16 protein-coding genes are annotated in these 20,715 nt (G+C 72.8%); 1 reads left to right on the top strand and 15 read right to left on the bottom strand.

What is annotated here, in order from left to right:
• Positions 1 to 21: 21 nt before the first annotated feature.
• The 12 genes from rplS to P2424_RS22930 form a co-directional block, all read right to left on the bottom strand.
• The gene (gene rplS / locus P2424_RS22875; RefSeq protein ID WP_075002508.1) at positions 22 to 372 is read right to left on the bottom strand and encodes a 50S ribosomal protein L19; all 351 of its coding nucleotides are present in this window, start codon (positions 370 to 372) and stop codon (positions 22 to 24) included.
• 221 nt (positions 373 to 593) lie between these two features.
• Positions 594 to 1,493, bottom strand: a complete 900-nt coding sequence (gene trmD / locus P2424_RS22880; RefSeq protein WP_276477622.1) for a tRNA (guanosine(37)-N1)-methyltransferase TrmD — start codon at positions 1,491 to 1,493, stop codon at positions 594 to 596.
• Positions 1,490 to 2,113, bottom strand: coding sequence for a ribosome maturation factor RimM (rimM, locus tag P2424_RS22885; protein ID WP_276477623.1), 624 nt, complete (start codon positions 2,111 to 2,113; stop codon positions 1,490 to 1,492). The genes trmD and rimM overlap by 4 nt, the downstream gene beginning before the upstream one ends.
• A 142-nt stretch (positions 2,114 to 2,255) precedes the next feature.
• Positions 2,256 to 2,495 carry an RNA-binding protein gene (locus P2424_RS22890; RefSeq protein ID WP_276477624.1) on the bottom strand — a complete coding sequence of 80 codons (240 nt, stop codon included), beginning with the start codon at positions 2,493 to 2,495 and terminating at the stop codon, positions 2,256 to 2,258.
• Between the two features lie 2 nt (positions 2,496 to 2,497).
• Positions 2,498 to 2,950 carry a 30S ribosomal protein S16 gene (rpsP, locus tag P2424_RS22895; protein ID WP_075002504.1) on the bottom strand — a complete coding sequence of 151 codons (453 nt, stop codon included), beginning with the start codon at positions 2,948 to 2,950 and terminating at the stop codon, positions 2,498 to 2,500.
• 244 nt (positions 2,951 to 3,194) lie between these two features.
• The gene (locus tag P2424_RS22900) at positions 3,195 to 3,863 is read right to left on the bottom strand and encodes a hypothetical protein (protein ID WP_276477625.1); all 669 of its coding nucleotides are present in this window, start codon (positions 3,861 to 3,863) and stop codon (positions 3,195 to 3,197) included.
• Between the two features lie 174 nt (positions 3,864 to 4,037).
• A complete protein-coding gene (locus P2424_RS22905; RefSeq protein ID WP_239502222.1) occupies positions 4,038 to 4,559 on the bottom strand; it encodes a GNAT family N-acetyltransferase in 522 nt (173 codons plus the stop codon).
• A 32-nt stretch (positions 4,560 to 4,591) separates the two neighbouring features.
• On the bottom strand, positions 4,592 to 6,151 hold the full coding sequence (gene ffh / locus P2424_RS22910) for a signal recognition particle protein (protein ID WP_276477626.1): 1,560 nt from the start codon (positions 6,149 to 6,151) through the stop codon (positions 4,592 to 4,594).
• A gap of 124 nt (positions 6,152 to 6,275) precedes the next feature.
• Positions 6,276 to 9,002: a [protein-PII] uridylyltransferase gene (locus tag P2424_RS22915; RefSeq protein ID WP_276477627.1), complete on the bottom strand. Its 2,727-nt coding sequence runs from the start codon at positions 9,000 to 9,002 to the stop codon at positions 6,276 to 6,278.
• The gene (locus P2424_RS22920; protein ID WP_276477628.1) at positions 8,999 to 9,337 is read right to left on the bottom strand and encodes a P-II family nitrogen regulator; all 339 of its coding nucleotides are present in this window, start codon (positions 9,335 to 9,337) and stop codon (positions 8,999 to 9,001) included. Before P2424_RS22920 ends, P2424_RS22915 begins: the two co-directional genes overlap by 4 nt.
• Positions 9,334 to 10,659 (bottom strand): ammonium transporter, encoded by a 1,326-nt coding sequence (locus P2424_RS22925; RefSeq protein ID WP_276477629.1) that lies wholly within the window; start codon positions 10,657 to 10,659, stop codon positions 9,334 to 9,336. Before P2424_RS22925 ends, P2424_RS22920 begins: the two co-directional genes overlap by 4 nt.
• Before the next feature lie 259 nt (positions 10,660 to 10,918).
• Positions 10,919 to 12,481, bottom strand: coding sequence for a hypothetical protein (locus P2424_RS22930; RefSeq protein WP_276477630.1), 1,563 nt, complete (start codon positions 12,479 to 12,481; stop codon positions 10,919 to 10,921).
• A 382-nt stretch (positions 12,482 to 12,863) separates the two neighbouring features.
• Here P2424_RS22930 and P2424_RS22935 point away from each other — a divergent pair, with 382 nt between their 5' ends.
• The gene (locus tag P2424_RS22935; RefSeq protein WP_276477631.1) at positions 12,864 to 13,595 is read left to right on the top strand and encodes a bifunctional DNA primase/polymerase; all 732 of its coding nucleotides are present in this window, start codon (positions 12,864 to 12,866) and stop codon (positions 13,593 to 13,595) included.
• Positions 13,596 to 13,733: 138 nt separating this feature from the next.
• On the opposite strand, the gene ftsY is transcribed toward P2424_RS22935, so the two are convergent.
• The 3 genes from ftsY to smc all read right to left on the bottom strand — a co-directional run bounded on the left by ftsY (position 13,734) and on the right by smc (position 20,616).
• The gene (ftsY, locus tag P2424_RS22940; RefSeq protein WP_276477632.1) at positions 13,734 to 14,963 is read right to left on the bottom strand and encodes a signal recognition particle-docking protein FtsY; all 1,230 of its coding nucleotides are present in this window, start codon (positions 14,961 to 14,963) and stop codon (positions 13,734 to 13,736) included.
• A gap of 398 nt (positions 14,964 to 15,361) precedes the next feature.
• Positions 15,362 to 16,801: a sugar porter family MFS transporter gene (locus P2424_RS22945; protein ID WP_276477633.1), complete on the bottom strand. Its 1,440-nt coding sequence runs from the start codon at positions 16,799 to 16,801 to the stop codon at positions 15,362 to 15,364.
• Positions 16,802 to 17,037: 236 nt separating this feature from the next.
• A complete protein-coding gene (gene smc, locus P2424_RS22950) occupies positions 17,038 to 20,616 on the bottom strand; it encodes a chromosome segregation protein SMC (protein ID WP_276477634.1) in 3,579 nt (1,192 codons plus the stop codon).
• Between the last annotated feature and the right edge of the window lie 99 nt (positions 20,617 to 20,715).

Here is a 20,715-nt window from a genome sequence, read left to right on the forward strand (position 1 = left end):
CCGGGCGCCGAGGACGCGCGCTCAGCTCGCGCGCTTCTCCTTGATCTTGGCGGCCTTGCCGCGCAGCTCGCGCAGGTAGTACAGCTTGGCGCGGCGGACGTCACCGCGGGTCACGACCTCGATCTTCTCGACGATCGGGGTGTGCACCGGGAAGGTGCGCTCGACGCCGACACTGAAGCTGACCTTGCGGACGGTGAAGGTCTCCCGCACGCCCGAGCCCTGGCGGCGGATGCAGACGCCCTTGAACTGCTGGACACGGGAGCGGTTGCCCTCGATGACGCGGACGTGCACGTTGACCGTGTCGCCGGGGCGGAAGGCCGGTACGTCCGTACGCAGGGAGGCGGAGTCGACGCTGTCGAGGAGGTGGGACATGTCCGTCTGCTTTCTTCGCCGATGCCACAGGTCATCAGCGGAATCGTGGTGATGGTCCGAAGGCCGCGTCCTCGGCGGGCGTCGGTCCCCCTGTGGCAGGGTCGCGCGCCGGAGACGAAGCGGGAGATCCCAGCCCGAGGCCGGGGTCGGCCCATTCTTCCACGGGCTCCCCACCCGGCCCAAATCGGCGCCCGCTCCGCACCCGGCGGCTACGGCCCGGGCTACGACCCGGTCCCGTCCTGCTCGAGGCCGTGCTGCCGGTCGGGGGCCACTTGCTCCTCGGCGCCGCGCTGCCCGACTCCGTCGTGCGGCGCCGCCCCGGGGCCCGGCCGCCAGTGGCCGTCCGCGCCCGGCTCCCAGCCCAGAGCCGCCAGGGCGGCTCTGTCGTGCTTGTCGAGAGCTTCGGGGGCGCAGCGTTCGACCAGGTCGGGGCGGTTGCCGACCGTCCGTTCGAAGGCCTGGTCGCGGCGCCAGCGCGCGATCCTGCCGTGGTGACCGCTCAGCAGCACCTCCGGAATGCCCCGTCCGCGCCACTCGGGCGGCTTGGTGTAGACGGGTCCCTCCAGCAGATTCGCCATCGTGCCGGGTGCGAAGGAGTCGTCCTGGTGGGAGGCGGCGTTGCCGAGCACACCGGGCAGCAGCCGCGCGACCGCTTCGACCATGACGAGGACGGGTGCCTCGCCACCGGCGAGGACGTAGTCCCCGATGGAGACCTCGCGCACGTCGAACCGTTCCGCGTACTCCTCGATGACGCGGCGGTCGATGCCCTCGTACCGCGCGGGCGTGAAGACGAGCCAGGGCTTGCCCGCCAGCTCGACCGCCAGCTCCTGGGTGAACGGCTGCCCGCTGGGGGTGGGGACGACGAGCACCGGGGAGTCCTGGTCCGGCCGGCCTGTGGCCAGCACCTCGTCCAGTGCCTCGCCCCAGGGCTCGGGCTTCATGACCATGCCGGGGCCGCCGCCGTACGGGGTGTCGTCGACGGTGTGGTGCCGGTCGTGCGTCCAGGCGCGCAGGTCGTGGACGCGCACGTCCAGCACTCCGCGCGCCCGCGCCTTGCCGACCAGGGAGACGTTCAGCGGCTCCAGGTACTCGGGGAAGATCGTGACGACGTCGAGCCTCACCGGGTGCTCCCCTGGCCGGGGTCCTCGGCGTCCGGCGCCGAGGGGGTGGCCGGACCCCCGGACGGCTCCCCGGACGCGGGTTCCCCCTTCTCCGGCTCCGCGTCCGCGGGCTCCTCGCCGAGCAGCCCGGGAGGCGGGTCGACGAGCGCGCGCTGGGCCTCCAGGTCGATCTCCGGGACGATCTCGGAGACGAACGGGATCAGGGCCTCACCGCCGTCCGCGCGCCGCACCACGAGCAGGTCCTGGGCCGGCAGATGCGCGACGCTCTCGATCCGCCCGACGACCGTCCCGTCCCCGGTGACGACCTCCAGGTCGACCAACTGGTGGTCGTAGAACTCCTCCGGGTCCTCGGGGGTCTCGTCCGGGTCGACCTCGGCGACGAGCAGCGTGTTGCGCAGGGCCTCGGCGGCGGTGCGGTCCCCCACGCCCTCGAAGCGCAGCAGCAGCCGTCCGCTGTGCACCCGCCCGGTGGCCACGGTGAGCGGCCCGACGGCGGCCGGTTCGGTGGCCAGCACCGCGCCGGGGCCGAGCCGCAGTTCCGGCTCGTCGGTCCTGACCTCGACCGTGACCTCGCCCTTGATGCCGTGGGCGCGGCCGATCCGCGCGACGACTAGCTGCACTGTGCTTCTCCGTGCTCGGTTCGGTACTCGGTGGGTGTCCGCGGTCCCGGGGCGGTGTGTGGACCGGGGGTCCGGGCGCGACAACGGGCCGGGGACGGCTTGGCTGCCGTCCCCGGCCCGTGCCGGTGCTGCATGCTGCGCTTCAGTGGACCTGGTCCACGTCGACGAGGTCGACGCGGATGCCCCGGCCGCCGAGCGCTCCCACGACGGTGCGCAGAGCACGCGCGGTGCGGCCGTTGCGGCCGATCACCTTGCCGAGATCGTCGGGGTGCACCCGGACCTCGAGCACACGTCCGCGACGGAGGTTGCGGGACGCGATCTGCACCTCGTCGGGGTGGTCGACGATGCCCTTCACCAGGTGCTCGAGGGCCTCCTCGAGCATCCTCAGGCCTCGGTCGACTCGGTGGCGGTGGCCGAAGCGTCGGCCCCGTCCGCCTTCTTGTCGGCCTTGTCAGCCTTCTTGGCCTTGGGGGTGATGGCCTCACCCTTGGGCTCGTCGGCGGACTCCTTGGCGGCGGCCTCGAACAGGGCGCGCTTGTCGGCCTTGGGCTCGGCGACCTTCATCGGCTCCGGGGCGGGCAGCCCCTTGAACTTCTGCCAGTCGCCGGTGACCTTGAGGATGGCCTCGACGGGCTCGGTCGGCTGGGCGCCGACGCTGAGCCAGTACTGCGCACGCTCCGAGTCGACCTCGATGCGCGAGGGGTTCTGCACCGGGTGGTACAGGCCGATCTCCTCGATGGCCCGGCCGTCGCGGCGGGTGCGGGAGTCGGCGACGATGATGCGGTAGTGAGGCGAACGGATCTTGCCCAGACGCTTCAGCTTGATCTTGACTGCCACGGGTGTGGTGTCTCCTGGTCTTGACGTGGGTGGACACGGCGGACTGCCACGTGGGGTTGTAGCGCCGGGTGCCCGAATGGACGCGTCAGCCGGAGGAGAGAGGGGTCCTGTGCGACTGTCGAGTTCAGCCGACCATGATGCCACACCGCGGAGCCCGGCAGAAACCGCCCCCTTCCCGGCCGCGGCCCGCCCCCTGGGCCCGCGGCCGGGAAGGGGGCGGTGTGGCGCGCGGCACCGCGGGCGGTCAGCCCACGGCCGCCATCGGTTCCGGCTCCGGGACCGGGGCCGTATCGACGGGGATGCGGAACTGCTTGCCGCAGGCCCCGCACATGATCGGGGCCTGCGCCAGCACGGAGGGGACGACCCGGACGTTGCGCCCGCAGTCACAGACGGCCTTGACACGGACCCCGCCTCCGGAGGAGCCGTGCCGGGCCGCCGGGCCGCGGAAGCTGCGCCCGGTGTCCGTCTCGGTGGCCGCGCTGTACGCCTTCAGTGCCCGCTGCAGGCGGTCGGCGGTGGGGCGGTAGCGCCGTCGTGTCTCGGGCGTGAGTACCACGAGGGAGAAGCCGCTGCTGGGATGCGGTTCCTCGGGGTGGTCGAGACCGAGCTCCACGGCGATCGCCAGGAAGCGGCGGTTGTGGTAGCGGCCGGCCCGCGAGGTGTCCCGGACACCGCGGGCCGCCGCGATGCCGTGGACCGCCTCGTGGAGCAGCCGTTCGAAGGAGAGCCCGGTACCGCAGGCGGACGAGGACTCTCCGATGAGTGATTCGGGCGCGGCCAGATCCGGCAGCTCGGGGTGGTGCCGTTGAATGTCGGCCCAGGCGGCTGCCAGTTCGGCGGCGAGAACTGGTGGTGTCGTGCTCACGTCGTGCCCAACGAGCGGGAGTGCCCCGGTGTTCCGATTACGGGGCATCGCAAATATTTTGCACGTACCAGTCAGTTCTCGGTGATGCCCGGGGAGATGGGTGCGGGTGCGCAGATGTACCCCCAAGCCGCACACCCCCCGCAAGCCGGACGTATCACCGGCGATCCGCGTGCGACCGCCGCCCGCCCGGGTCGTCCCGGTGGGGGCGCTCCCGCGGCGGGCTCAGCCCTCCAGGCCGGGCCACTCCTCGACGGTGAGCGCGAAGCGCTCGTGGTCCCGCCAGGCGTCGTCGATGTAGAGCATCCGCGGCGAGAAGCCCTCGTGCCGGAAGCCGAGCCGCTTGGCCAGGGCCAGGGAGCGGTCGTTCTCCGGCTGGACGTTGATCTCCAGCCGGTGCAGCCCGAGCCCGTCGGGACCCGACTGGAAGCAGCGGTCCACGACCAGCCGCATGCCCTCGGTCATCCGGCCGGTACCCGCGTAGGGGACGTAACTGTCGTAGCCGAGGGAGCCGTTGCGGAAGCGCGCGCGGACGATGTTGGCCACGTTCACCCGGCCGACGAGCCCCTCGTCCTCGCGGTCGAGGATGAGGAAGGTGCGCAGCGCGGGCCCCTGGCGGCGGAGCAGATCGGGGAAGCCGTCCGGCTCGACGGGATTCCACGGGTGGAGGTGGTCTGCCGAGCGGACGACGGCCTCGCTGTAGAGCTGCTCGTCGGCGGGCCGCGGGGGGCGGATGTATACGCGCATGGACGACATCATCCGCCTTTGCCGCGGCACCCTCACTTCGGGGGCAGCATGTCCTTGAACTCCTGCGGGAGCTCGAAGTCGCCGGGGTCCTGGCCGGGGCCCGGGATGCCGAGGGCGTCGCCCTGGCCGCCCTGGGCCCGGCGCGCGGCGGCGGCCTGCTCCTCCTGCCGGCGCTTCATCGGGTTGCCCGACTGACGCTTGCCCTTGGCCTTCTTCTGCTTGCCCTTCTTCTTGCTCCCGCCGCCACCGGGCATGCCCGGCATACCCGGCATCCCGGGCATGCCGCCGCCCTGGGCCATGCGGGACATCATCTTGCGAGCGTCGAAGAAGCGCTCCACCAGGCCCTTGACCGCGCTGACGTCCACTCCGGAGCCGCGTGCGATACGGGCACGCCGCGAGCCGTTGATGATCGTCGGCTCGGCCCGCTCCGCCGGGGTCATCGACTTGATGATGGCGGCGGTGCGGTCCACCTCGCGCTCGTCCAGGTTGTTGATCTGGTCCTTCATCTGGCCCATGCCCGGCATCATGCCGAGCAGCTTGGAGATCGAGCCCATCTTGCGGACCTGTTCCATCTGGGCCAGGAAGTCGTCGAGCGTGAACTCCTTGGGCCCCTTCGCCAGCTTGGCGGCCATCTTCTCGGCCTCTTGCTGGCTGAAGGTCTGCTCCGCCTTCTCGATCAGCGTGAGCATGTCGCCCATGCCGAGGATGCGGGAGGCCATCCGGTCGGGATGGAAGGCGTCGAAGTCGTCGAGCTTCTCGCCGTTCGAGGCGAACATGATCTGTTTGCCGGTGACCTGGGCGACCGAGAGGGCCGCACCGCCGCGCGCGTCGCCGTCGAGCTTGGAGAGCACGACGCCGTCGAAGCCGACACCCTCCTGGAACGCCTCCGCCGTGGTGACCGCGTCCTGACCGATCATGGCGTCGACGACGAAGAGGACCTCGTCCGGGCTGACCGCGTCCCGGATGTCGGCCGCCTGCTGCATCAGTTCCTGGTCGATGCCCAGGCGTCCGGCGGTGTCCACGATGACCACGTCGTGCTGCTTGTCACGCGCGTAGGTGATCGAGTCGTCGGCGACCTTGACCGGGTCCCCGACGCCGTTGCCCGGCTCGGGCGCGAAGACGGCCACGCCCGCGCGTTCGGCGACGACGGAGAGCTGGTTGACCGCGTTGGGGCGCTGGAGGTCGGCCGCGACGAGCATCGGCGTGTGCCCCTGCTGCTGCAGCCAGCGGCCCAGCTTGCCCGCCAGGGTGGTCTTGCCCGCGCCCTGGAGACCGGCGAGCATGATGACGGTCGGTGGATTCTTGGCGAACCTGAGCCGACGCGTCTCGCCGCCGAGGATGCCGATCAGCTCCTCGTTGACGATCTTGATGACCTGCTGGGCGGGATTCAGCGCCTGGGAGACCTCGGCCCCCAGCGCGCGCTCCTTGACCTGCTTGATGAAGGCGCGCACCACGGTGAGCGCGACATCCGCCTCGAGCAGGGCGATACGGATCTCGCGGGCGGTGGCGTCGATGTCCGCCTCGCTGAGGCGCCCTTTGCCCCGGAGGTTCTTGAACGTCGCACTCAGGCGGTCGGAAAGAGTATCGAACACAGCGCTCGTCGGTCCTCGGGTCGGTGGCGGAGGCAATCTCTGCCAAGGGTAGCCGCCTCGCGGGCGGGACCGGCCCGCCTGTCCGGATCCGGGACTCCTCCCGGCCCGCGCCGGGCACTCGGGCTCAGCGCAGCTCGGCCTCCAGCCGCCGGGCGAGCCGGGCGGCCGCGACCTCGGAGAGCGGGGATCCGGCGGCGTCCGTCACATAGAACGCGTCGACGGCATTGGCGCCCAGGGTGCTCACATGGGCGCTGCGGACCAGCACCCCGGCATCCTCCAATGCCCTGCCGATGCGGTGCAACAGGCCGGGGGCGTCCTGGGCCCGCACCTCCAGGACGGTCGCGGCCGCGGAGTCGGCCGGGGCGACAGTGGCGCGCGGCGGGGGCTGCACGGCGGCGCTGCGGCGCGGCAGGTAGGCGGCCTCCCGCTCGGCCAGCCGGGCGGCCAGCCGCAGAGAGCCGCCGAGCGCGCGCACCAGATCCTCGCGCAGCCTGGCCGGCTGCGGCAGCGAGCCGTACTGCACGGCGACGCGCCAGGTGAGCAGCAGCACCCGCGGGGTCTCCCCGGATGCCGTCCCACCGGCCGGGGCCGTCCCGCCACCCCCGTCCGGGCCGTCGCCTCCTCGGCCCGGGTCTTCCGGGGCGTCACCGCCCGGACCGTCCGCGCGGCCGTCCGGTGCGCTCCCGGCCAGGGCCGCCAGCTCCACCAGCCGCAGATCGGCGGCCCGGACGGTCAGCTTGTGCAGCGCCAGCACCCCGGCGACCGCGGGCAGCACCCCGGGCTGCTCGGGCAGCGCCACACGCAGCTCCACGCCGACGGGTTCGGGTCCGGCGCCGGCGGACGCCGCTTCCCCGTCCGTACGGGATTCCGCCGCCGCCCGGCCGCCGCCGGGGCCGGCCCCCTGCTGGGGCCGCAGGGCGAGGACGGGACCGCCGGTGCGCCAGGCCTCCATCGCCAGGCGCTCCCCCTCCGCCGTCAGCTCCTGCCCGCCGGTCTGTTCGGCGACGGCGGCGCCGGAGAGCACCGCCGCCACCCGGGAGACCAGGTCGTCGACGAGCGCAGCGCGCCAGGCCGACCAGGCGGCCGGGCCGCTGGCCAGCGCGTCGGCCTCCGTCAGGGCGCGCAGCAGCTCCAGGGTGCCGTGGGAGCCCACCGCGTCGGCGACGGACCGGATGGTGGCGGGGTCGTCCAGGTTGCGCCGGGTCGCCGTCTCGACCAGCAGCAGGTGGTGGCGTACCAGGTCGGCCAGCGTCCGGGCGTCGGCGGCGTCGAAGCCGATGCGGGCCGCCAGGTCGCGGGTGATGGTCTCGCCGGTGAGCGAGTGGTCACCGGGCCATCCCTTGCCGATGTCGTGCAGCAGCGCACCGGTCAGCAGCAGGTCGGGGCGGTGCACGCGGCGGGTGAGCGCCGCCGCCCGTACGGCGGTCTCGACCAGATGCCGGTCGACCGTGTAGCGGTGCACGGGATTGCGCTGGGGGCGGCAGCGGACCCGCTCCCAGTCGGGCAGCAGGCGGGCGATCAGACCGGCCGCGTCCATGGCCTCCCACACCGGAACGGTGGCCCCCCCGGCGCCGAGCAGGGTGACGAACGCCTCGCGGGCCTCGGCGGGCCACGGCACGGGAAGGTCCGGTGCGGTGCGCGCGAGCTTGCGGACGGCGGGCAGCGCCAGCGGGAGACCGGCCTGGGCTGCCGCCGCGGCGGCGCGCAGCGGCAGCACGGGGTCGCGGTCGGGCCGGGCGTGCAGGGCCAGTGCCGCCTCGCCCTCGTGCTCCACGACGCCCTCGGCCAGCGGGGTCCGCTCCGGCGCGGGTTGACCCGAGGGGCGCACCGCGGAGCGCCTGCCGCCGCCCAGCAGGCCGCGCAGCCGCGCACCGCGCGGGGCCGCGGTGCGCGGCCGCAGGACGCGCTCGACCTCGCGCCAGGTGACGTCGCCGGCGTAGGAGACCGCGCCGGCCGCCTCGTAGACGCGGCGCAGCAGCGTGTCGGCGTCCAGCAGGCCGAGCGCGTCGGCCACCTGGTCCTGGTCCTGGAGCGCGAGCCGGTCGGTGGCGCGCCCGGTGGTCAGATGCAGCGCGTCGCGCGCGTCGAGGAGGGTGTCCCGGGCCTGCTGGAGCCCCTCCCGAGGGGCGTCGGCGAGCCAGGAGGCGGCCACGGCGCGCAGTGCGGTCAGGTCGCGCAGTCCGCCGCGGGCCTCCTTCAGGTCGGGCTCCAGCAGGAATCGCAGCTCGCCGTGGCGCCGGGCCCGCTCGGTGGCGTAGTCACGCAGCTCCGGCAGCCTGGTGCGGGCCTGGGCACGCCACCTGCCGAGCGCGGCGGTGCGCAACTGCGCCGTGAGGTCCGCGTCCCCGGCCAGGTGGCGGGCCTCCAGCAGTCCGAGCTGCACCTTGAGGTCGTCGGCCGCGGCGGTGCGCGCCTGATCCGGGGTGCGGACGGAGTGGTCGAGGGCGAGGCCGAGGTCCCAGACGGGGTACCAGAGGCGGTCGGCGAGGGCGGCCAGGGCGGCGGCGTCGGTGCTGCCGTCGTGCAGCAGGAGCAGATCGAGGTCGCTGCGCGGGGAGAGTTCGCCGTGCCCGTATCCGCCGACGGCCACCAGTGAGGTCCCGGCGGGCGCGTCGGAGCCGAAGAGCTCGGCGAGCCACTGGTCGGTCAGTGCGGACAGGGCGCGGCGCCGCTCGGGGCCGGAGAGTTCGGTGTCCTGCAGGAGCCGCACCCGGGCTGCCGCGTAGCCCTCGTCCGCGTCGCGGGGGTCCGCTCCCGGGCACGCGCGCGTGCCCGGGAGGCCGCCCCCCGCGGACCGTCCGGTGCCGTCCGGTACCGGTGCTCCCGCAGGGGCCGTCGCCGCGTCCCTCACAGCGCGTCCGGTCCCCGCTCGCCCGTGCGCACCCGGACGGCGGTCTCGACGGGGACGGTCCACACCTTCCCGTCGCCGATCTTTCCGGTGCGTGCGGCCTTGACGACGAGCTCCAGGAGCTGTTCGGCGTCCTCGTCCTCGGCCAGCACCTCGATGCGGATCTTGGGGACGAGGTCGACGGTGTACTCGGCGCCCCGGTAGACCTCGGTGTGCCCGCGCTGCCGCCCGTAGCCGCTGGCCTCGGTGACGGTGAGGCCCTGGACGCCGAAGGCCCGCAGCGCCTCCTTCACCTCGTCGAGCTGGTAGGGCTTGATCACGGCGGTGATGAGCTTCATGCGTCCACCTTGCTGTCGTGGCTGTCGTGACGGGCGCTGTCCGCCCGCGGGCCCTGCGCGGCCGTGGTCCCACCGGCGGCGGATCCGGCGGCCGCGGGGCCGCTCCGGTCGCGGACCGAGGAGCCGCCGACGGCGCTGAAGTCGTACGCCGTCTCGGCGTGGAACGCCTGGTCGACCCCGGCCGCCTCGTCGTCCGGGTCGGCGCGGAAGCCCATCGTGGCGTGCACGAGCTTGGCCAGCAGCCAGGAGACCACGAAGGAGAAGGCCATCACCGAGCCGGCGCCGAGCGCCTGCTTGCCGAACTGGGTGAGGCCGCCCACGCCGTCCACGGCCAGGAAGCCGACCAGCAGGGTGCCGATGACGCCGCCGACCAGGTGCACGCCGACCACGTCCAGCGAGTCGTCGAAGCCGAGCTTGTACTTGAGGCTGACCGCCCACGAGCAGACCGCGCCCGCGACGACGCCGATCAGCAGCGCGCCCATGGCGTTGACCGCGGCGCCGGAGGGGGTGATCGCCACCAGCCCGGCCACGGCACCGGAGGCGGCGCCCAGCGTGGTGAACGCGCCGTGCTTCACCCGCTCGTAGACCAGCCAGCCGAGCATGGCGGCCGCGGTGGCGAGCTGGGTGTTGAGCGCCATGTTGGCGGCGGTGCCGTCGGCGGCGAGCTCCGAACCGGCGTTGAAGCCGAACCAGCCGAACCACAGCAGTGCGGCACCGAGCATCACCAGGGGCAGGCTGTGCGGACGCATCGGGTCCTTCTTGAAGCCGATGCGCCTGCCGACGACGAGCACGGCGGCCAGCGCGCCGACACCGGCGTTGATGTGCACGGCGGTACCGCCCGCGAAGTCGATGACCTCGAGGTCGTAGAGCCAGCCGCCCTCGGCCCACACCCAGTGCGCGACGGGGAAGTAGACGACCGTCACCCAGAGGGTGAGGAACACCGCCCAGGCGCTGAATTTCACCCGATCGGCGAGGGCACCGCTCATCAGTGCGGGCGTGATGATCGCGAACATCATCTGGAAGAGGACGAAGGCGAAGACAGGAATGCCGCCTTTCCCGGTGAGGGAGTCGGCTGAGATGCCCTTGAGGCCGACGAAGTCCAGATTGCCGACGACTCCGCCGGTGTCCGGGCCGAAAGCCAGCGAATAGCCGTAGAGCACCCACAGCACGCTGACGATCGCCAGCGAGATGAAGGACATCATCAGCATGTTCAGGGCGCTTTTCACCCGGACCATGCCGCCGTAGAAGAAGGCGAGGCCAGGCGTCATGACCATCACCAAGAACGCACTGACCAAGACGAAAGTGGTATCCGCGCCGTTCACTGTGGGCGTCTCCTCGGGGTCGCGGTCCTGCCGGGGGCCGGATCGTAGGGGCGCCTCCCGGCCGAAGAAGGAGGGAGGGCGGACTGAATGCCAGGTTTCCGAAGCCCGGTTTCCGCCGTCGCCCCCGAGTGTTTCCAGGCCGTGAAAACCGGCCCGCCGCTGTTACGAGGAGATGAAGCGCGGCTTTCCGCGCGGGAACGCGTCTACGCTGCGCTGCCCGATGGCTGTCCGCCGTGGATGCTGTCGCCGCTCGGGAGGGTCAGCCCGCGGCGGCCTCGCTCTCTGCCAGCTCCGCCTGGAGCCGCTCGCTGAGCTGTACCACGTCCGCGAGTTCCCCGAACTCCCGGACGGCCCCGGCCGTGGTGCGGCGCAACCGGTTGTTGACCCGCTCGGAGCGCAGCCGCTTGGCGACGCCGAGGGCCTCACTGGCCCGGGCCACACACCCTTCGGGCTCCCGCTGGAGCAGGTGCACGCTGGCCATGCCGATCAGGTTGAGCGCGAAGGAGCGCCGGTGGCCGCCGCCCTGCGTCTCCCGGGCCTCCCTGGCGAACAGCTCGACGGCCCGCTCCATCGCGGGGCGTGCGAGCGAGGCGTAGGTGGGGCTGCGGCCGGAGGAGTAGGCCAGATCCCGGAAGGAGTGCGCGGTCTCCGCACACAACTCGGCCTCGGAGAAGAACCGGATCCAGTCGGGGTCCGGGTCCGAGCGGTCGATGTCCGTGAACGTTTCTTCCGCCATCCGGACCGCGCGCTTGCACTTCCCGGGCTGCCCCATGTTCGCGTAGGCGCGGGCCTCCATGGCGTGCAGCATGGCCTGGGTGCGTGCAGTGGCACCCTCCCGGCTGCCGTACTGCGCGAGGTGCACCAGCTCCAGGGCGTCCGCGGGGCGGCCCAGATGGATCATCTGGCGGCTCATCTTGCTCAGGACATACGACCCCAGGGGCCGGTCGCCGGCCTCCTTGGCCGCGTGCAGCGCCAGCACGAAGTACTTCTGCGCGGTGGGCTGGAGCCCGACGTCGTAGCTCATCCAGCCGGCGAGCTCGGAGAGTTCGGCGGTGACCCGGAAGAGCCGGCGGCGGACGGGTTCGGAGTGCCGCTCCTGGAGCAGGTCGGTGACCTCGTGGAGCTGGCCGACGACGGCCTTGCGGCGCAGCCCTCCTCCGCACTGGGCGTCCCAGCCGCGGAACATCTCGGTCGTCTGCTCCAGCAGCTCCAGTTCGGGTGCGGACAGCTGCGGCCCGCGTCGCGTGCCGTCCTCGCCGTCGTCGGCCCGGCGGCGCTGCCCGTCGCGGGGCGCGGGGACGGTGAGCCCGGGGACCGTCGGCTCCCCCGGCGGTCCGGCCTCGGCTCCGGTGCCCGGCACCAGCCAGCGCTGCATGGGCTCGATCAGCGCGGGGCCCGCGGACACGGAGAGTGAGGCACCGAGGAAGCCGCGGTGGGCCAGCATCAGGTCGCTGCGGGTGAAGTCGCTGATCAGCGCCACGGTCTGCGGTCCGGCCCAGGGCAGGTCCACGCCGGAGGCGGCGGGGGACTGCCGGGCGGGGCGCAGCCCGAGGTCCTCGATGGCGACGACGCAGCCGAACCGCTCGGAGAACAGTTCGGAGAGGATGCGGGGGATGGGCTCCCGGGGCTGCTCGCCGTCCAGCCACCGGCGCACCCGTGAGGTGTCGGTGCTGATGTGGTGCGCGCCCATCCGCCGTGCGCGGCGGTTGACCTGCCGTGCCAGTTCGCCCTTGGACCAGCCACTGCGCATGAACCACGAGCCCAGCCGCTCGTTCGGGCTCTTGCCCGTCTGGCCTCGCTCAGCCACTGGTAACGCCCCCATCCCGCTTCGGTGACGCGCTCCCGACCGGACCGGTCCGCGCTCCTCCGCACCCGCCGCGCCCTCGGCCCCCGATGCCTCCGGCATAGTCGGTCGCCGCGCTCGCTCTCCACTGTGTGTACCGAAAGTAATCCTACGATCACGAACGAGGCGAGTGTAATTGCAGAATCGCCACCATTCGCCACCCCTTCGAATGAACCCGGAGGCGCACGGAGGCGCTTGACTTGACACCGGGGAAACAACTCCACGGGGAAGCCGCCCCCACCGCGCCCTGCTCTCACCCCTGAAGACCCCCAGGAGCCCCACAGGAGCTTCACAGGAGTTCCACCATCACTGTACGCAGTGAACTCGTAACCATAAGCATTCAGGATCCGTTGGAGTGAGCATGGGCTTCACGATCGGTGCCATCAGCGGTCTCAGCGGCATCCGCGAGATCCGCGAACTGCGGCCCGGCGCACGCAGGCGTGAACGCGCCCAGGTGTGCACCCGTGTCGCGGAGTACACGAGCCTGTGGGGCTGGGACCTGGTCCCCGGCGCCCGCGCCACCCGCTCGGGCGGCCGGGTCGCCTGTTCCTGCGGCGCGCGGGCCTGCCCCTCCCCAGGCGACCATCCGCTCGACGCCTCGCTGGAGGTACCGGCGGGCGCCACCGTGGAGGAGGCGTCCCGCGCCTGGGCGGCGGTTCCGGGCGCCGCCATGCTGCTGCCGACGGGCCGTTCCTTCGACGTGATCGAGGTCGCCGAGCATGCCGCGCTGTGCGCACTGGCGCGGCTGGAGCGGATGGGCGTCCCGCTGGGTCCGGTGGCCGCGACCCCGGCCGGACGTGCCTGGTTCCTGGTCGCGCCGGGCGCGGCTGCCGAACTGCCCGAACTCCTCTACCGGATGGGCTGGGACGACGCCGATCTCGACCTGCGCGGCAGAGGGGAGGGCCAGCACATCACGGCACCGCCCTCCGATCTGGCCGGCCGCGGCCCCGTCCGCTGGCTCCGGCCGCCCACGCTGGAACGCGCCGGCCGCCCGCCGCAGGCGCGTCTGCTGCTGGGCACGCTCGCCTACGTCTGCCACCGCTCATCCGTGGTGCGGCCGCGCACCCCGGACGGGGCCGCGGCAGTGCGGTAGCCCCCTCCGCTCGCGACGCACCACCGCGGCGCACGGCGCCCGATCGTCCCCCGGGATGCGAGCGGCTCCGCCGCGACGCCTCGGGGGACGCCGCGGCGGAGCCGCTCGGTCGACGGTACGCACGCTGATACCGGCCCGTCAGCCCTCCTGGACCAGGGCGTCCACGAACGCCTCCGGCTCGAAGGGCGCCAGGTCGTCGGCGCCCTCACCGAGGCCGACGAGCTTGACCGGGACGCCGAGCTCGCGCTGGACGGCCACCACGATGCCGCCCTTGGCCGTACCGTCCAGCTTGGTGAGGACGATGCCGGTGATGTCCACGACCTCGGCGAACACCCGCGCCTGTACCAGGCCGTTCTGGCCCGTCGTGGCGTCCAGCACCAGCAGCACCTCGTCCACCGGGGCCTGCTTCTCCACGACGCGCTTGACCTTGCCGAGTTCGTCCATGAGCCCGGTCTTGGTGTGCAGTCGGCCCGCCGTGTCGATCAGCACCACATCGGCGCTCGCCTCGGTGCCCTGCTTGACCGCGTCGAACGCGACCGAGGCGGGATCGCCGCTCTCCGGGCCCCGGACGGTACGGGCACCCACCCGGGTGCCCCAGGTCTCGAGCTGGTCGGCCGCGGCGGCGCGGAAGGTGTCGGCCGCGCCGAGCACAACGGACTTGCCGTCCGCCACCAGCACCCGGGCGAGCTTGCCGGTGGTGGTGGTCTTGCCGGTGCCGTTGACGCCGACGACGAGCACCACGCCCGGGCGGTCGACGGCGCCCTCCACCTCCGTGTGCACCGTGCGGTCCAGGTCGGTGCCGACCAGCGTGAGGAGCTCCTCACGCAGCAGGCCGCGCAGTTCCTCGGGGGTGCGGGTGCCGAGCACCTTGACGCGTTCCCGCAGCCGCTCCACCAGCTCCTGGGTGGGGCCGACCCCGACATCGGCGGTCAGCAGGGTGTCCTCGACCTCCTCCCAGGTGTCCTCGTCCAGATGCTCCCGGGACAGCAGGGTCAGCAGCCCCTTGCCGAGGGAGTTCTGGGAGCGGGAGAGCCGGTCGCGCAGCCGCACCAGCCGTCCGGCCGTCGGGGCCGGGGTCTCGACCTCGAGCGGAGCGGCGGCCTCCGCGGCGGTGGCGGGCGCCTCGGCCGCCTCCTCGGCCTCGGGAAGACCGACCTCTTCGACGGTGCGGCGGGCGCCTTCGGGCGGGGCCTCCGCCTCCTCTCCGACCTTGGGTTCGGCTGTGCGGGCGGGGGTCCGGGTGGTGCTCCCGGCGGTGTCGGGCTGCTGGGCCTCGGCCGCCTTCTTCTTCCGGCCGCTGACCACGAGCCCGCTGACCGCGGCGAGCGCGACCACGGCGATGACTACTACAAGGATGACGATTTCCATAGCGGCTCCAGTATCGACCACCGGCAAGGCTGCACGGCCATTCCCTCTTCGCGCGTGCTCCACCACGGTCCAGCACGCGCATCGCCGTCCACCGGGTGGGGGTACCCCGTGGTCGTCGGGGAGCACCACGGCTCGCGGCGGCCGGCTCCCGGTGCCCTTCTCCCCCGGCGGGCGCGCTATCGGCGCTGACACGGCACCCGCTGGTGACGGCCTGCGCGATTCCGGCGCCGCTGTACGACCCGCTGCGGCTACTGGTGGCAGAGGTCATGCCCCGGCTGCCGGAGAGCGGGAGCTGAGGGTCTGCCGGGGTGGCGGGCAGCGGCCCCGGACAGCCCGCTGCCCCGGCTCCTGGCGAAGGAACCGGGGCAGCGCCGTGCGAGGAGTGGGCGGCGGGGGGGCTAGCCCATCTCCTCCAACGCCTTGCCCTTCGGCTCCGGCACCCACTTGAGGATGAACGGGATCGAGAGCAGGGCGAAGACCGTGTAGCCGACGTAGGTGGCGGACAGGTTCCACTCCGAGAGGCTCGGGAAGCTCGCGGTGATGGCCCAGTTGGCCACCCACTGCGCGGACGCTGCGATACCGAGCCCGGCGGCGCGGATCTTGTTCGGGAAGATCTCGCCGAGCAGCACCCAGACGACCACGCCCCAGGAGAGGGCGAAGAACAGCGTGAAGGTGTGTGCGCCGACCAGCGCGACGACGCCCTGCGCGTCCGGCAGCGAGACGTTGTCACCGGAGCCGGTCTTGGCGGAGAACGCCCAGGCGACCGAGCCCAGCGAGAGGGCCATGCCGACGGAGCCGATCAGCGCGAGCGGCTTCCGGCCGATCCGGTCGACGAAGACCATGGCGATGGCGGTGCCGACGATGTTCACGATCGAGGTCGTGAAGGAGTAGAAGAACGAGCTCTCCGGGTTGATGCCGACCGACTGCCACAGCGTCGAGGAGTAGTAGAAGACGACATTGATGCCGACGAGCTGCTGGAAGACGGAGAGTCCGATACCGACCCAGACGATGGGCAGCAGGCCGAAGCGCCCGCCGAGCAGGTCCCGGAAGGTGGACTTGTGCTCGCTGCGCATCGCGGTCTCGATCTCGCCGATCCGGGTGTCGAGGCTGCCGTGCTCGCCCTCGACGCCGGCCAGCACCTCACGGGCCTTGTCCCGGCGGCCGACGGAGATCAGGAAGCGCGGGGACTCCGGGATGGCGAAGGAGAGCAGGAAGTAGCCGACGGCGGGGATCACCATGATGCCGAGCATCCACTGCCAGGCTTCCAGCCCGGCGACGTCCCCGCGCTGCTTGCCGTCGGCGAGGTTGAGGATGCCCCAGTTGACGAGCTGCGACACGGCGATGCCGAGCACGATCGCGCCCTGCTGGAAGGAGGCGAGGCGGCCGCGGTAGGCGGGCGGGGAGACCTCGGCGATGTAGGCCGGGCCGATGACGGAGGCCATACCGATGGCGATACCGCCCAGCACCCGCCACATGGCCAGGTCCCACAGGGCGAAGGGCAGCGCCGAGCCGACGGCGCTGACGACGAAGAGGACGGCGGCCAGCCGCATGACCTTGATGCGGCCTATTCGGTCGGCGGTCCGTCCGGCGACGGCGGCGCCGATCGCGCTGCCGATCAGGGCGGCGGCGATGACCTGCGCGAGCATCGCGGAGCCGACGTCGAAGCGGCCGCGGATCGCCTCCACCGCCCCGTTGATCACTGAGCTGTCGTAGCCGAAGAGGAAGCCGCCCATGGCGGCTGCTGCGGTGATGAAGACGACACGGCCGAGGGGCGCGGTGTGCGCTCCGGTGCCTGGCCGCGGCTGTGGCGTCTGCGCTTCCTGCGCTGTGCTGGTCACGTTCTTCTCCTGAGGTTCCCCGGCGCCGGTGCCGGGTGGGGATGCCACCGTGCAAGGAACGAAGACGGGCCTGCGCGGGGGATCGCGCCGGCCTCCGGCTAACGGCGGCTTCTCAGACTGTAAATGTTCAATTCATGAAGTCAATAGGTCAGCTTCTGCGAATCAGAGCACACGAAGCGAGATCATCGTTCGACTTATGAAGAGAAGAAGTCGCCTCCGATCAGCTCAGCGTCCGCTCAGGACAGCCGCTGACTGATCACCTTGGAGACGCCGTCACCCTGCATGGAAACCCCGTAGAGCGCGTCGGCGACCTCCATCGTGCGCTTCTGATGGGTGATCACGATCAGCTGGGAGCTGTCCTTGAGCTCTTCCATGATCCGGATCAGCCGCTGCAGATTGGTGTCGTCCAGCGCCGCCTCGACCTCGTCCATCACATAGAACGGGCTGGGCCGGGCCTTGAAGATCGAGACCAGCAGCGCGACCGCCGTCAGGGACCGCTCGCCACCCGAGAGCAGCGAGAGCCGCTTGACCTTCTTGCCCGGCGGCCGGGCCTCCACGTCCACGCCCGTGGACAGCATGTCGCCCGGGTCGGTGAGCACCAGCCGGCCCTCGCCGCCGGGAAACAGCCGCGCGAAGACACCCTCGAACTCGCGCGCGGTGTCATGGTAAGCCTCCGTGAAGACCTGCTCGACCCGCTCGTCCACCTCCTTGACGACCTGCAGCAGGTCGGCGCGGGTCTTCTTCAGGTCCTCCAGCTGCTCACTCAGAAACTGGTGCCGCTCCTCGAGCGCCGCGAACTCCTCCAGCGCCAGCGGGTTGACCTTCCCCAGCTTCTGGTAGGCCCGCTCGGCCGCCTTGAGCCGCTTCTCCTGCTCGGCCCGGACGAACGGCACCGGCGTGTTCCGCGGATGCTCCGGGTCCTCGGGCAGCTCCTCGCCCTCCGCGGGCGGGGAGGGCGGCACCGGCTGGTCGGGGCCGTAGTCGCGGACCAGCCCCGCAGGCTCGACGCCCAGCTCCTCCAGCGCCTTGGTCTCCAACTGCTCGATGCGCATCCGCTTCTCGGCGCCGAGCACCTCGCCGCGGTGCACCGAGTCGGTGAGCTTGTCCAGCTCCTCCTTGAGCCCCCGGCCCCGGCCCCGCTCATCGGCCAGCGTACGTTCGCGCTCCGCCTTGGTCCGCTCGACGTCCTCGCGCTCCTGTCCGGCCCGCTCCAGCGACGCCTCGACATGGGCGAGCAACTGCCGGGCGCCGTCCGCGACGGCCCGTGCGACCTCCGCCTCGTGGCGCAGCCGCGCCCGACGCTCCTCGGCCCGGGCCCGGGCCTCACGTTCGGCGCGGGCGCCCCGGTCCAGGGAGTCGGCCCGGCCGGCGATCGCCTTGACCCGCTCCTCGTGTGTACGGACCTGGAGCCGGGCCTCCATCTCGGTCTGCCGCGCGTTGGCGCCGTCGGCCGCGAGCCGGTCGCGGACCGAGGTGTCGGGGTCCTCGGCGCCCTCCGCCTCCTGCGCCTCCTCGGCCGAGGCCAGGCTCTCGGCCAGTTCCTCGGCCTCCTGCCGGGCCGCGGCCAGCGCCTCCTGCGCCTTGGCCACCGCGGCCGCGGCGCGCTCGGCCTCGCCCTGAGCCGCCCTGGCCTGCCCCGCGAGGGTGCCCACCCGGCCGGCGACCCGCGCCTTCTCCCGCTCCGCGCTGCTCCTGCGCGCTGCGATCTCCTCCAGTTCCGCCGCGCGCCTCCGGCGCTCCACGGCAGCCCTGTCCTGCTCTTGGGCGAGCCGCTCGCAGCGCTCCTCGAGCTCGGTGAGCTGTGCGGCCGCCTCGTCCACCGCGGCCTGGGCCTCCAGCAGGGAGGGCGCTCCCTCCGATCCGCCGCCGGCGCGGTGGGCGGAGAGGAGGTCTCCCTGCGCGGTGACGGCGGTGTGGTCCGGGTGCGCTCTGACGACCGCCTCCGCCGCCTCCAGGGTGTCGACCACGACGGTGCGGTCGAGGAGTCGCTCCACGGCCGGGCGGAGCCGCTCCGGTGCCGTCACCAGGGAGACGGCCGGGATGCCCACGGAGCGGGTGCCGGGATGTCCCCGGGTGCCGTCGGTGCCCGGCGCCCGGTCGTCGGCCACCAGCAGCGACGCGCGTCCGGCGTCCTCCTTGCGCAGCAGCCGCAAGGCCTCGGCCGCCGTCGACACGTCCGCCACGGCCACGGCGTCGGCGGCCGCGCCGAGGGCGGCCGCTATGGGCAACTCGTGACCCGCGGTCACGGCCAGCAGCTCGGCCGCCGGACCCAGCAGGCCGGTGAGCCGGTCCTTGGCGGCCAGGAGCGCCGCGGTGCCGTCCTTGCGGCGCAGATTCAGCGCGAGCGTGTCGTGGCGGGCGGCGGTCGCCGCGCGTTCGCGCTCCGCCGTGGTCAGCGCGTCGCGGGCCGCGCCGAGGGCCCGCTCGGCCTCGGCCAGCGCGCGCTTGGCCTCCTCGTGCCGGTCCGTCAGCTGCACGTCACCCTCATCGAGGCCGTCGGCCTCGCCACGCAGCTCCTCGTACTCGGTCCGGGCCTGCTCGGCGCGGTGGAGGGCCTCGTCGCGCGCGGCGGCCAGGCGCTCGATCTCGGACTCGGCCGAGGCGGCGCGGCTGCGCGCGGCCCCCGCCTTCCCGCGCAGCCGCTCAAGGCTCTCCCGGCGGTCGGCGAGCGCGCGTGCCGCGTCCCGGAGTCGACGCTCCTCCTGCTCCAGCCGCCGCTCCAACTCGGCGCGGTGCGAGACCGTGTCCTCCAGCGCGGTGCTCGCGGCCTCCAACGCGGCCTCCAGTTCGGCCTCCTGCTCCCGGATCCGGGCCGCCTCGCGCTCCATCTCCTCCGGATCCCGGCCCCTGCGCTCCTCCGCCTGGGGCGCGGCCGCGTGCTGGACGCGCTGATCGGCCAGACCGATGGTGCCCCGCACCCGCTCGGCCAGCCGGGAGAGTTCGTACCAGGTCTGCTGGGCCCGCTCCAACCGGGGCGCCAGGGTGCGGACCTGCTGCTCCAGGTCGGCCTCGCGGCGCTGGGCCTCCCTCAGCTCGGCCTCCGCGGCCTGCTTGCGCTGCTTGAGCTCGGCCTCGTCGGCGACCTCCGTCCGCAGCGCCTCGCGCAGTGCGACCAGGTCGTCGGCCAGCAGCCGCAGCCGTGCGTCGCGCAGATCAGCCTGGATGACCTGGGCTCTGCGGGCCACGGCCGCCTGCCGCCCGAGCGGCTTGAGCTGGCGGCGCAGCTCGTCGGTGAGGTCCTGGACGCGGGAGAGGTTCGCCTGCATGGCGTCCAGCTTCCGCAGCGCCTTCTCCTTGCGCTTGCGGTGCTTGAGGACGCCGGCCGCTTCCTCGATGAAGGCGCGCCGCCCGGTCGGGTCGGCGTGCAGCACCCCGTCGAGCTGGCCCTGGCCGACGATGACGTGCATCTCGCGGCCGATGCCGGAGTCGGAGAGCAGCTCCTGCATGTCCAGAAGCCGGCAGGTGTCGCCGTTGATCTGGTACTCGCTGCCCCCGTTGCGGAACATGATCCGGGTGAGGGTGACTTCGGAGTAGTCGATGGGCAGCGCGCCGTCGGCGTTGTCGATGGTCAGCGAGACCTCGGCGCGGCCCAGCGGTGGGCGGCCCGTGGTCCCGGCGAAGATGACGTCCTCCATCTTGCCGCCGCGCAGCGACTTGGCGCCCTGCTCCCCCATCACCCAGGAGAGGGCGTCGACCACGTTGGACTTGCCCGAGCCGTTCGGGCCGACGACGCAGGTGATGCCGGGCTCGAAGCGCAGCGTCGTGGCGGAGGCGAAGGACTTGAATCCCCGCAGTGTCAGGCTCTTGAGGTGCACGCGTCCGGACACTACCGAGGGAGGCCGGGAGATGTCGCGCCGACGGCGCCGAAGCGGCGGGAAGGGTTTCGCGCGGGGGTTTCGCCTGGAGGAGGCGGG

Source organism: Streptomyces sp. WMMB303 (assembly GCF_029351045.1).
Taxonomy (GTDB): Bacteria; Actinomycetota; Actinomycetes; order Streptomycetales; family Streptomycetaceae; genus Streptomyces.

Excerpts from the sequence above, each read along its gene's own strand:
- rplS (WP_075002508.1), bottom strand. The coding sequence starts at position 372 with ATGTCCCACCTCCTCGACAGCGTCGACTCCGCCTCCCTGCGTACGGAC.
- P2424_RS22890 (WP_276477624.1), bottom strand. The coding sequence starts at position 2,495 with ATGCTCGAGGAGGCCCTCGAGCACCTGGTGAAGGGCATCGTCGACCAC.
- P2424_RS22900 (WP_276477625.1), bottom strand. The coding sequence starts at position 3,863 with ATGCCCCGTAATCGGAACACCGGGGCACTCCCGCTCGTTGGGCACGAC.
- P2424_RS22905 (WP_239502222.1), bottom strand. The coding sequence starts at position 4,559 with ATGCGCGTATACATCCGCCCCCCGCGGCCCGCCGACGAGCAGCTCTAC.
- P2424_RS22920 (WP_276477628.1), bottom strand. The coding sequence starts at position 9,337 with ATGAAGCTCATCACCGCCGTGATCAAGCCCTACCAGCTCGACGAGGTG.
- P2424_RS22930 (WP_276477630.1), bottom strand. The coding sequence starts at position 12,481 with ATGGGGGCGTTACCAGTGGCTGAGCGAGGCCAGACGGGCAAGAGCCCG.
- P2424_RS22935 (WP_276477631.1), top strand. The coding sequence starts at position 12,864 with ATGGGCTTCACGATCGGTGCCATCAGCGGTCTCAGCGGCATCCGCGAG.
- ftsY (WP_276477632.1), bottom strand. The coding sequence starts at position 14,963 with ATGGAAATCGTCATCCTTGTAGTAGTCATCGCCGTGGTCGCGCTCGCC.